At 74.9% G+C, this 11,833-nt stretch carries 9 protein-coding genes; 4 read left to right on the top strand and 5 right to left on the bottom strand.

Annotation, left to right across the window (positions count from 1 at the left end; translation table 11 throughout):
• From ABD385_RS15410 to ABD385_RS15395, 4 genes are all read right to left on the bottom strand, one after another.
• Positions 1-1,395 carry an ABC transporter substrate-binding protein gene (locus ABD385_RS15410; RefSeq protein WP_344575888.1) on the bottom strand — a complete coding sequence of 465 codons (1,395 nt, stop codon included), beginning with the start codon at positions 1,393-1,395 and terminating at the stop codon, positions 1-3.
• A gap of 68 nt (positions 1,396-1,463) precedes the next feature.
• Positions 1,464-2,600 (bottom strand): ROK family transcriptional regulator, encoded by a 1,137-nt coding sequence (locus tag ABD385_RS15405; RefSeq protein WP_344576140.1) that lies wholly within the window; start codon positions 2,598-2,600, stop codon positions 1,464-1,466.
• A 335-nt stretch (positions 2,601-2,935) separates the two neighbouring features.
• The gene (locus ABD385_RS15400; RefSeq protein WP_344575886.1) at positions 2,936-3,274 is read right to left on the bottom strand and encodes a hypothetical protein; all 339 of its coding nucleotides are present in this window, start codon (positions 3,272-3,274) and stop codon (positions 2,936-2,938) included.
• Positions 3,275-3,423: 149 nt separating this feature from the next.
• A complete protein-coding gene (locus tag ABD385_RS15395; protein ID WP_344575884.1) occupies positions 3,424-4,524 on the bottom strand; it encodes a mechanosensitive ion channel family protein in 1,101 nt (366 codons plus the stop codon).
• Positions 4,525-4,814: 290 nt separating this feature from the next.
• On the opposite strand from ABD385_RS15395, the gene ABD385_RS15390 reads away from it, so the two are divergent.
• A complete protein-coding gene (locus ABD385_RS15390) occupies positions 4,815-5,351 on the top strand; it encodes an HNH endonuclease (protein ID WP_016575977.1) in 537 nt (178 codons plus the stop codon).
• Positions 5,352-5,425: 74 nt separating this feature from the next.
• Here the strand turns inward: ABD385_RS15390 and ABD385_RS15385 are convergent, their stop codons facing one another.
• Positions 5,426-8,392: a beta-N-acetylglucosaminidase domain-containing protein gene (locus ABD385_RS15385; RefSeq protein WP_344576137.1), complete on the bottom strand. Its 2,967-nt coding sequence runs from the start codon at positions 8,390-8,392 to the stop codon at positions 5,426-5,428.
• A gap of 570 nt (positions 8,393-8,962) precedes the next feature.
• On the opposite strand from ABD385_RS15385, the gene ABD385_RS15380 reads away from it, so the two are divergent.
• The 3 genes from ABD385_RS15380 (at position 8,963) to ABD385_RS15370 (ending at position 11,766) form a co-directional block, all read left to right on the top strand.
• Positions 8,963-9,223, top strand: coding sequence for a hypothetical protein (locus tag ABD385_RS15380; protein WP_016576256.1), 261 nt, complete (start codon positions 8,963-8,965; stop codon positions 9,221-9,223).
• Between the two features lie 5 nt (positions 9,224-9,228).
• Positions 9,229-11,412, top strand: a complete 2,184-nt coding sequence (gene malQ / locus ABD385_RS15375) for a 4-alpha-glucanotransferase (protein ID WP_344575882.1) — start codon at positions 9,229-9,231, stop codon at positions 11,410-11,412.
• A gap of 105 nt (positions 11,413-11,517) precedes the next feature.
• Positions 11,518-11,766, top strand: coding sequence for a hypothetical protein (locus ABD385_RS15370; protein ID WP_344575881.1), 249 nt, complete (start codon positions 11,518-11,520; stop codon positions 11,764-11,766).
• Positions 11,767-11,833 lie beyond the last annotated feature (67 nt).

The raw sequence follows: 11,833 nt of genomic DNA, 5'->3' as shown, positions 1-11,833 counted from the left end.
TCAGTTCTCGGACTGGAGGTTGTCGGCGTCGATCCGCGCGTCGAGCCCGCGCAGTCCCGCGTCGAGGTCGGGGACCTTTCCGGCTTCCGCCGCGTAGGAGAAGTCCTGGAGTGAGGTCACGTACATGTCGCCGTTGTTGGAGGGCGGCAGTGCGGTGCTGCGGGGGTCCGCGGCGATGCGGAGGAAGGTGCGGAAGTCCGGGTCGGCGTCGAGGCGGGGCGAGGCGAGGGCGGCCTTCGTGGAGGGGATGTTGTGGATGGCGTTGGCGAAGTCGACGACCTGGTCGGTGTCGACGGTCAGGAACTTCACCAGTTCCCAGGCGGCGTTCTGGTGCCGGCTGCTGTGCGCGATGCCGGCGATGGTGCCGGTGAGGTAGCCCCGGCCGTAGGTGTCGGCCCGGTCGTCGGGCACCGGCATCGGCGCGACGCCCCAACGGAACGGCGCCTTCGCCTCCTTGAGCATCAGGCCGCGCCATTCGCCGTCCATGTGCATGGCGACCTTCTGCCGCAGGAAGGCGTTCTGCGAGGACATCTCGTCGCCGAAGGTGGTGCGGAACTTCTCCGTCGCGCGGTATCCGCCCTGGGCGTCGATGAGGCCGCGCTGGGTGGTGAGGAAGTCGCGGGTCGCGGGGTCCTCGGCGAGCTGCGCCTTGCCGTTGCGGTCGAAGTAGCGGGGTCCCCACTGGGCGAAGAGCCGGTCCGGGCTGTTCTGGTAGAGCCGGAAGTTCGGCATGAACCCGAGTCGGCGGTACCCGCCGTCCGGGGTGCGCCGGGTCAGTTTCACGGCGTCCCGCTTCAGTTCCGACATGGTGCGCGGCGGCCGGGTGATGCCGGCCTCCGCGAACGCGTCCTTGTTGTAGTAGAGCCCGTAGGCGTCGGCGAGCAGGGGCAGTGCGCACTGTCGGCCGCGGTACCGGGTGTAGTCGAGCAGGGCCTTCGGGAAGACCTTCGCCTTGTCCACGCCGGTCTTCTTCAGGAAGGGGTCGAGGTCCGCCCACATCCCGGACGAGCAGTACTGCCCGACGTTGTTGGTGGTGAACGACGACACCACGTCGGGGGCGTCGCTGCCGCCGGCCCGCAGTGCCTGGTTCATGGTGTCGTCGGAGACGTTGCCGACGGCCTTCACCGTGATGTGCGGGTGCAGCTTCTCGAAGCGCGCGATGCTGTCGTCGATCGCCTTGACCTCGCCGGCGTCGGACCAGCCGTGCCAGAAGGTGAGGGTGACCGGCCGGGTGGGGTCGTCGCGGTCGCTGCCGACGCTGGGGTTGGCGCAGCCCGCGGCGAGCAGCCCGGCGGTGGCCAGGGCGACGGGGAGGCCGGCGCGCGCCCGGATCCGCGGGCGGCGGCGTGGACGGAGGTGCGGACGCGTGCGGGCGCCCGGGCGCGAGAGCGGCATGCGGACTTCCTTACGTCAGGGGTTCCTTGGGGGCCTGGCGGGGCTCCTCGGCCGGCGCGGCGAGGGGGTCACGCGGTGTCGAAGACGGCGTCGCGGGCCTCGGCGAGCGCCGTGCGCAGGGCGCCGGTGAGGATGGGGTTCCCGGCGATGTCGCTGATCCGGATCTCGGGGCGGGGCAGTGCGAGTCCGGTGAACTCGTCCTGGACCAGGGCCCGCAGGGCCTCCCCGCCGGCCTGCGGGACCTCGCCGGAGAGCACCACCAGGCTGGGGTCGACGACGGCGACGACGGCGGCCAGGCCGGTGGCGAGCCTGCGGGCCACCTCGGCCCGCACGTCGTCGCGGGCCAGCGCCTCGGCGACGGTGCGGACCTGCGGGGCGCCGCACTCGTGGGCGAGTGCGAGGACGCTCGGGGTGCCGACGAGGCGTTGGAACCCGCCGCCGGCGTCCGGCTGGGCGGCGCTGCGGTCGCCGTCCCGGGCCAGTGGTGCGCCGGGCAGCGGCATGTAGCCGATCTCGCCGGCGCCGCCGGTGGCGCCGCGCAGCAGCCGTCCGCCCAGCACGATCGCGGCGCCCACGCCCTCGTCGACCCAGACCAGGACGAAGTCGTCGAAGTCCTGTGCGGCGCCGTCGTGTTGTTCGGCGACCGCGGCGAGGTTCACGTCGTTCTCGATGACCAGGGGGATGCCGAGGACCTCGGCGAGTTCCTCGCGCAGCGCCCGCGACTGCCAGCCGGGCAGGTGGGGCGCGTACCGCAGCAGGCCGGTCTGCGGGTCGAGGGCGCCGGGCGTGCCGATCACCGCGCGGTGCAGCTGTCCGTGCTCCACGCCGGCCTTGGCCAGTGCGCCGTCCACGGCCCGCGCCACGAGGCGGGCGGTCAGGTCGGGGGCGTCCCCGGGGACCGCCGCGGTGTCGACCCGTTCCTCGCCGAGGACGCGTCCGGTGATGTCGGCGACGGCCGCGGTGATGCCGAGTTGGTCGACGGCCAGCGCGGCGACGTGGGCGGCGGCCGGGTCGATCTCGTAGAGCTGGGCGCTGGGGCCGGGCCGGCCGGTGACGTTGCCGGTGGTGCGGACCAGTCCCGCCGCGGTCAGCCGGGCCAGGAGTTGGGAGGCGGTCGGCTTCGACAGGCCGGTCAGTTCGCCGATCTGGGTGCGGGTCAGGGGGCCTTGGGAGACCAGCAGGTCCAGTGCGGCCCGGTCGTTCATCGCCCGCAGCACCCTCGGCGTGCCCGGCGTTCCCTGTCCTGCTGCGGCCATGGCTGTTGCCCACCCCGTGTTCCGTGCGGAAGCTGACCGGAAGATGTCTGTTAGGAAACCTTCCAATTACTGGGAAGGAAGGTAGGCCGCCCGCCAGGTGCGCGTCAATGGTCTGGACGGGGTTCGGTGCCGTTCGGGGTCGGTCGCGGTGCGCACGGGAAGAGGGGCGCCCGGCGATCGGCCGGTGCGCCCCTCGGTGTTCCCCCGTGGTCCCCGTGTCCCCCGTCGTCCTCGTGGTGCCCGTGTCCCCGCGCGTCACGGGGGCGGTGGGGCCTCGGGCCGGCTCAGCCCTCCTGCCAGCCGACGCTGCCGACGCCGGTGCCGCCGTCGCAGGTGGCCTCGGAGTGGTCGCGGGCGCCCGGGTTGAGGGTCCGCCAGGGGCCGGTCTGGTCGGGCCACCAGCCACAGACCACGGTCACCCGGAAGGCGATGGTGCGGTGGGTGTTGTTGGTGCAGTCCGCGGTGCCGCGGCGACCGTCGCTGTTGGTGGTGCAGGTGAGGTCGTTCTTGATCTGCGGCCGGGCCGCGGCGGAGGCGGGGGCGGCGGCGGTCAGGGCCGCCGCGCTGCCGAGCATCAGGACCGAAGCGACGGCCCCCGTGGCCACGCGATTGCGGATCTTCATGGCGAAGTCTCCTTCTCCGTCGTTGGTGTCGTTGGCGTTCGACACCCCGGACACGAAGCGGGGCCGCGGTACGTATGACAGCGGGGCATGTGACGTGAGTCACATGCCCCGCTGTCTCCGTGGGCCACGGGGTCACCCCCGGTCGGGGATCACCGCCCCGACGGGGGCTCCTTGCCCAACTGCGGCGGGATCGGGGACGTCGCCAGGGACTGCGGCGACGACGGGTTGTTGAGCGCCGACGGGGCGGCGACGGCGGCCGACGGATCGGCCGGCGCGTCCTCGTCCTCCTCGGACACCGGGCGCGGCGCGAGGTGGATGCCGGCCGCGTCCAGCGCGTGCTTGATGCGCCAGCGCAACTCCCGCTCCACACCGGCCGCCTTGCCCGGCATGGTCTTGGCCGAGACGCCCACCGTGACGGTGTCCAACGACACCTCGCTCAGGCCCAGCACCTCCACCGGCTCCCACAGCAGTTCGTTCCACGGCTCGGACTTGGCCATCGCCTCACCGGCGTCGGTGATCACCTCGCGGGCCCGCTCCAGGTCCTGGTCCGCGGCGATCAGCACGCCGACGGAGGCGGTGGACCAACCCTGGCTGAGGTTGCCGATCCGCTTGACCTCGCCGTTGCGGATGTACCAGATCGCGCCGTTGGCGCCGCGCAGCTTGGTGACCCGCAGACCGACCTCGATGACCGTGCCGGTGGCCACGCCCGCGTCGATCTCGTCGCCGACGCCGTACTGGTCCTCCAGGATCATGAAGACGCCGGAGAGGAAGTCGGTCACGAGGTTGCGGGCGCCGAAGCCGATCGCGACGCCGGCCACGCCCGCACTGGCCAGCAGCGGCGCCAAGTTGATCTGGAGGACGGAGAGCACCGTCAACGCCGCCGTGCCCATGATCACGAAGGACGCGACGCTGCGCAGCACCGAGCCGATCGCCTCCGAGCGCTGCCGCCGCCGCTCGGCGTTGACCAGCAGCCCGCCCAGTGCGGTGTGCTGCGCCGCGGCCGCGGTGCGGTTCATCCGCTCGATGAGCTTGGTGATGGTGCGACGTATCACGTGCCGCAGGACCACCGCGATCACGATGATCAGGATGATCTGCAGCCCGGACGTCAGCCACGTCCCCCAGTTCGCCTGAATCCAGTCGGCGGCGTTCGTGGCCTTCTGGGTGGCCTCGTCGAGCGAGGTCGGACCGGTGGAGCCGGACGCGGCGGTGCGCGGTGGCGCGGCGGCGACCGTCAGGGCGGACCAGTACACAGCGGAACCTTCCGTGAGGGACAGCAGGCCCGGCCCGCTCGGGGGCCCGAGGAAGCCGGGCAGATCTACCACACTAACGGGGCAACGCGGGCGGACCGCGCCTGTGTTCGATCAAGGGGCGCCCGGGACGGCCGGAATGAGCCGGATCTGAAGGGATCTGCGGCGCTGTGGTGGAAAACACCTCCGGCCCGTTACCTGGTCATGGTGGCGCGCCGACCAGGCACCGGGGGACACTGTGGGGAGATCGTCCCGGCGCGAGCCACGCGCCGCCGGCGTACAAGGAGGCACCCGTGCCGCACGTCCTGGTCCTCAATGCGTCGTACGAGCCGCTCGGCGTCGTACCGCTCCGCCGCGCGCTCGTCCTCGTCCTCAATGAGAAGGCCGTCAGCCTTGAGGAATCCGGCGCCCTGATGCACAGCGCGACCCACGTCATACCCGCTCCGAGCGTGGTCCGCTTGAAGCGTTTCGTGAGGGTCCCCTTTCGGGGGCCCGTTCCCTTGACCCGCCGGGCGCTGTTCGCCCGGGACGGCGGGCGTTGCATGTACTGCGGTGGCGTCGCAACCAGCGTCGACCACGTCATTCCGCGCAGCCGCGGCGGCCAGCACACCTGGGAGAACGTCGTCGCCGCCTGCCGTCGCTGCAACCACGTCAAGGCCGACCGGCACGTCGCCGAGATCGGTTGGCGGTTGCGTCACCAGCCCGCCCCACCGTCCGGCCTCGCCTGGCGGATCATCGGCACGGGGCATAGGGACCCGCGCTGGCTGCCCTACTTGCAGCCGTACGGCGCGGATGACGCCCTGGCCCGGATCGATGCCGTATCGGCGTAGATCCGGGCTTCTGCGTCTGTTGAGACGGCGGTTTCGGTGTGGCGGGGGCTCCTCGGAGCCCCCGCCACGGCGCGTCACCGGCCGCGCACCGCGTACGCCTCGACGCCCCAGAGTGAGTACCCGAACCGCGTCGCCCGCTCGTCGCCCTGGATGCGGACGTAGCGGGCGTCCTCGGCGTCCATCCGGATCGCCTCCCGGCCGCCCTTGCCGTGGCGGACCGTGGCGGCGGTGCGCCAGGTGCGGCCGTCCGCCGAGACCTGGACGCGGTAAGCGGACGCGTGGGCGGCCTGCCAGTGCACCACGACCAGGCCCAGCCGGGTCGGTCGGGGCAGCGCGAACTGCAACCAGGCGGCGTCCTCGGCGGGGGAGGACCAACGGGTCCGCGGATCGCCGTCGGTGGCCGCCGCGGCCGGGAACTCGTCCGTCTCGTCGCCGGAGGACGTGGCCGGTGCGCCGCGCGCCAGGTCGGGGCCGCCGGTGGGCGGGAACACCCGGAGGGTCAGCCGCTGCTCCCGGCCGGCGAAGGCGACCGTGACCCGGTACGTCCCGGACGGGGTGTCCTCGGGGACGTCCACGCCCAGCGGGACCAGCGCGGTGCCGCCGCGCGGGGCGGTCACCTCCCGGGGCGCGTGGACGGCGAACCCCTTGGGCGCGGTGACCGTCAGCGGGCCGTGCACCGCGCCGGGGCGGCGGGAGGAGAGCAGGGCCTGCACCGTGGTGCGGCCGCCGGTCTGCGCGTCGACCGCGGTGCGGGAGAGCTCCAGGCCGGCCCGCGGGCCGTCGTCGTACCACGGGGTGAGGGCCTGCACGGACGGCTTCGGGGCGTCGTCGTCCCAGGTCAGGCGGATCGCGTCGGCGCGCAGCCCGGCGGTGCGGGTCTCCGTCCAGCCGGTCGCGGACAGTGGGCCGAGCCGCTGCCAGCCGGCCCCCGGCACGTGGGCTTCGAGCCGGACCGCGCCGGACGCCGGGCCCGGTGCGGTGAGCGCGGTGATCGCGGCCAGCGGCCGGACCCGGGGGAAGGGCACGGTCAGCGACGTCCGGCCGTCGTCGCGGTCCGGGGTCGGGGCGCCGCCGTGCGCCCCCGTCCAGGCGTCCGCCTCGGTCATCGCCCGGTCCAGGAACGGCCCCAGGACGCCCTTGCCGACCGTCACCGGGTTCCCGTCGAGCTCCGTCCGCAGCCGCCGCACGGTGCGCTGCGCCGCCCAGGCCGCGTCGCCGTCGTCCCGGGCCTGCGCCAGCAGGGTGTCCACGGCCTGCGCCCCGGCCCTCCCGAAGCGGGCCAACTGCTCGGCCCACGGGCCGACTTCGGCCCGCAGGTCGGAGGCCAGGCCCTTGGGTGCACCGCTCATGGCGCCGAACGCGGTCCGTAGCGCCTGCGCGGCCTCGGCGAAGTCCGCGTCGGTGCCGGGCCGGCCGTGGTTGAGGGCGGCCGCGCGGGTCTGCCAGAAGCGGTCGAGCAGCGGCTTGAGGTAGCCCGACTCCTCGCGGTCGAGCAGCGACGACGCGGCGTTGCCGGCCAGCGTGCGCAGCGCCGCGCGCGCCGTGGGATCGCCGCCGGCGAGGTCGTCGATGGCCGCCTCCCAGGACTGCGCGGGCCGGTACTCGCGCGGGTTCCAGGCGTAGTCGGCGGCGGTGAACAGCGGGATCCGGGACGCCAGCGGCTGCTCCATGGCGTTGGCGAGCAGCGCCGCCGAGCCGGTGGCGACGGCCGGTTCGCGGCCCGTGTAGGGGCCGAGGAAGATCCGGTCCTGCGCGTAGTCGTTGACCGGGTAGTTGTCCATGGTGACCAGCGGGTGGCCGAACGCCTCGCGGGCGGCGGACAGTTCGCCGCCGGTGATGGTCCGCGGAACCACCCCGACGCCCGTCCAGGCCACCTCCACACGGTCGTTGAGCGCCGCCGCCAGCGCACTGCGGTAGGCGGTCGCGCCGTCCTGGTAGAACTCGGTCGGCATCAGGGACAGCGGGGCGGCGCCGGGGTGCCGCTCGGCGAGGTGGCGGGCCAGCGCGTTGGCGACCCCCGCCTGGGCCTTGGCGGCGGCCTGCGGTCCGGTCCCGAAGGTCTCCGCGTCGGCGGCGCAGTGCCATTCGCTGTAGCTGACGTCCTGGAACTGGAGCTGGAAGGACCGCACGCCCAGCGCCCACATCGCGTCCACCTTGCGGCGCAGCGCCCGCAGGTCGTCCGCCGAGGACAGGCACATCGCCTGGCCGGGCGCCACCGCCCAGCCGAGCGTGACGTGGTTGGCGCGGGCCCGCTCGGCCAGCGCCCGGAAGTCGGCGCGCTGCGCGGCCGGGTAGGGGTCGCGCCACCGCGCCTGCCGGTAGGGGTCGTCGCCGGGCGCGTAGAGGTACTGGTTCTGCTTGGTGCGGCCCATGAAGTCCAGTTGGGCCAGCCGCTGCGGCTGGCTCCACGGCTGCCCGTAGAAGCCCTCGGTGGTGCCGCGGACGCCGGTGGCCGGCCAGTCCCGGACGGTCACCGAGGCCAGCTGCCGCGCGCCCGCCCCGTCGTCGGGGGCGTCGGTGACGAGCTGGCGCAGGGTCTGCGCCGCGTGGAAGAGGCCGTCCGGGCCGACGCCGTCCAGCGCGACGGTGTCCCGGTCGGCGACCTGGCCCACGGCCAGCCGGTAGCCCCCGGACGGCAGGTCGCCGCGGGGCGGCACCCGCAGCGCCCGCAGGGCGTCGTCGGCGGGCGCCCCGCCGACCAGCAGCACCGGCCCGTCCGCGGGCCGCCGCTCACCGGGTGCGACCTGCCGGACGGTGCGCACCCCGGCGTCCCGCAGCAGTCCGCGCAGCACGTCGAGGGCGTACGGGTCGGTGTCCGGCGCGGCCACCAGCACCGCCGTCCCGCCGAGCGGGACGGCCGCGTCGAGCTGCCGCATCGACTGCGGGCGCGGCCAGACCGCGGGCGGCGCACCGGCGTCGGCGGGGCGGTCGGGCCGGTCGGGGGTGCCCGCCGCCGGACCGGTCGGGACCGCGTGGACGGCCGGTGCGCCGCCGAGCAGTCCTCCTATGACGGCCGCGGCCAGTGCGGTGGTCCCCGCCAGCCGCGCCCGGGTGCCGCCCCTGCCCGCACCGTCCCTACCGCCCCACACGCCCCGGACTCGCACGGTCGCTCCTCGTCCCCGTCTCTCGCGCTCACCGGCTCCCGCCGGTTCCCCCTGCGGCCCGCCGCCCGGCCGCCGCGTCGCCCCCGCGCGCCCGGGCCCGCCCGGTCGATCGGGGGCCGCGGTGCGGGTGCGTGGTCGTGGTGCGCGGGGCGCGGCACCGCGGGTCTTGTCACCCTCGGTGCCCGTTCGGACAGACCTTCGGCCGTGAGCCCACCATTGTGCCGGAGAGGGTGTCAACCGGGCCCGTGCCGCGCTCCCCGACATCCGGCGGAGCGGCCCCTCCGCCCCTCGTCGTTGTGACCCGAACATGACACGCCCGGACCGCAGGAATTGCGTTCCCGGGCGGCGTCGTCCGGCGTTCTGTGCGCCACACGGCGCTCCCCGCCGCGAAATCGCCGGCCCGGGCCCTACTGTGACGTGAGTCACGTTTACTGGGTAGAGACGTCTGCTCTCGTGTCGACTGGGTAGGGCAGACGTGTCCCACTACCGATGAACGGGAGGCCCCTCGTGGCCGCATCCGCTCAACTCCTCCTCGACGCGCTCGCCGCGAAACCCTGCGGCGAGCCCGGGCTCTTCGACGGGGTGTCCGGCCCCGACTCCGGCCTGGAGGGCTCCGGCTCGTTCAGCTTCGCCGAGCCGCCGCTCACCAGCGAGCCCCCGCTCGCCGACAGCGCCCCGCTCACCAGCGAGGTCCCCATCTCCGCCGAACTCCCGCTGACCAGCGAGCCGACGGCCACCGGACTGGGCACGGAGTCGATGGAGGTCTGAGCGCCATGGGCCGCGCCCGGCTCGCCCGGCTCCACGGCATCGCCACCTCCTACGAGCCCGCGCCGGGCCGCACCGTCCACGTCGCCGAGGACACCGTCGTCGCGGTGCTCGCCGCACTCGGCGTCGACGCCTCCACCCCCCAGGCCGTCCGCACCGCCCTCGCCGCCCACGAGCGGACCGCCGACCGGGCCCTGCTGCCCCCCACCGTCACCGCCCGCAGCGGCCGCCCGCCCCACCTGCCCGACCTCCCCGACGGCACCGTCCTGCGCGTCGGCACCGACGACGGCGCCGTCATCGGCGCGGAAGTGCGGGACGGCACCCCGCACGGCGGCACCGAGGACCCGACCGCGCTCGCCCGCCTCCCGCTCGGCGTCCACGACCTCCGCGCCGACGCCCCCGACGGCCGCACCGCCCGCGCCCACCTGATCGTCGCCCCCGACGCGGTGCCCGCCCCGCCCGGCCGCAGCCACGGCTTCCTGGTCCAGCTCTACTCCCTGCTCTCCCGGCACTCCTGGGGCATGGGGGACCTCGGCGACCTCGCCGACCTCGTCGCCTGGTCCGGACGCGCCCTGGGTACCGGCTTCGTCCAGCTCAACCCGCTGCACGCGGCGGTCCCCGGGGCGCCCACCGACCCGTCCCCCTACCGCCCCTCCTCCCGGCGCTTCGCCGACCCCGTCCACCTGCGCATCGAGCAGGTCCCCGAGTACGCCCTGCTGACCGGCGCCGCGCGGGTGCGGGCCGACGAACTGGCCGCCCGGGCCCGCACGTTGCGCGAGGACGTCCTCGACCGCGGCGCACTGATCGACCGGGACGCCGTCTGGTCCCTCAAGCGCGAAGCCCTGGAACTCCTCGCCGCCGTCCCGCTCAGCCCCGGCCGGCGCGCCGCCTACTGCGACTTCCTCGCCGCACAGGGCCCGGACCTGGACGACCACGCCACCTGGTGCGCGCTCGCCGAGCGGCACGGCCCCGACTGGCACGGCTGGCCGGCCGAACTGCGCGACCCCCGCTCCCCGCAGACCGCCCGGATCCGCCACGAGCTGCTGGACCGGATCGACTTCCACTCCCGGCTCGCCTGGTTCACCGACCAGCAGTTGGCCGCCGCCCAACGAGCCGCCGGGGAGGCCGGCATGGCCATCGGGCTCGTCCACGACCTCGCCGTCGGCGTCCACCCCGCCGGCGCCGACACCTGGGCCCAACAGGACGCCTTCGCCGCCGGGATGTCCATCGGGGCGCCCCCGGACGCCTTCAACTCCCGCGGCCAGGACTGGGGCCTGCCGCCCTGGCGCCCGAACGCCCTGGCCGCGTCCGGCTACGCGCCGTACCGCGCCCTGCTGCGCGGACTGCTCCGGCACGCCGGCGCGCTCCGCATCGACCACGTGATGGGCCTGTTCCGGCTGTGGTGGGTCCCCGAGGGCCGGCCGCCCACCGAGGGCGCCTACGTTCGCTACGACGGCGAGGCGATGCTCTCCGTACTGGCCCTGGAGGCGCACCGGGCCGGCACTGCGGTGATCGGCGAGGACCTGGGCACCGTCGAGCCGGGCGTCCGCGAGGCGCTCGCGGAGCGGGGCGTCCTGGGCACCTCGGTCCTGTGGTTCGAGCGCGACTACGGCAACGGCGACGGCAAGGACAACGGCAACGGTGACGGCAACGGCGCTGCCGCGGCGGACGGTGCCGGGGAGGCGGCGTCGGCGTCGGAAGGGGCCGCCGCCCCGGCCCGGATCCTGGCCCCCGACGAATGGCGGGCCGACTGCCTGGCCACCGTCACCACCCACGACCTGCCGCCCACCGCCGCCCGGCTCACCGGCGACGACGTCGCGCTGCGCGCCCGCCTCGGCCTGCTCGCCGGGCCGCCCGCGCGCGAGCGCTCCCGGGCCGCCCACGAACTGCGCGAGTGGTTCGGCGCGCTCACCCGCCACGGGTTGCTGCCCCAGGGCGTGCGCGACGAGGAGGCGGTGGTCCGGGCCGTCCACCGCTTCCTGCTGCGCACCCCGGCCCGGATGGTCGGCATCTGGCTCCCGGACGCGGTGGGCGACCGCCGCCCGCAGAACCTCCCCGGGACCTGGGACGAGTACCCCAACTGGCGCCTGCCCATCGCCGGCCCCGACGGCCGCCCGCACACCCTCGAAGAGCTGGCCGCCTCGCCCCGCCTGCACGCGCTGATGCGGGAGCTGGCGTCCGCCGCGCCCTGAGCCGGCGGGGCCCGCGGATGCCGCGCCGGGCTGTCCGGCCGGCCCCGATGTCGCTTGCCCCACCCCGGACGCGCGGGGCCGAGCGTCGTCCGCTACGTTGAACGGGTGAGCAACAAGGTCAAGAACACCGCCCTGCGCGCCGGAACCATCACCGCCGGCACCGCGCTGATGCTGCTGATGTCGTCCCCCGCGTTTGCGCTCACCCGCGACGACGGTGACGACCCGGGTCCGGGCCTGAGCGTGATCCAGACGCTCGGCCTCTACGTCGTGACGCCCATCGTGCTCTTCCTCATCATCGCCGGGCTGGTCATGATGACCGACAAGACCCGCAAGCAGGCCAAGTCCAAGGGCTGACCCCAGCCCTGCGCGGGCCGCGCGCCCGCATCCGCGACGCCTTCACAGGGGCGCCCACCGATTCTTC

Source organism: Streptomyces lunalinharesii, assembly GCF_039532155.1.
In the GTDB taxonomy this organism is placed as follows: Bacteria; Actinomycetota; Actinomycetes; order Streptomycetales; family Streptomycetaceae; genus Streptomyces; species Streptomyces lunalinharesii.
The sequence above is the reverse complement of the archived record's forward strand: the minus strand, read 5'-3'. Positions and strand labels throughout refer to the sequence as shown.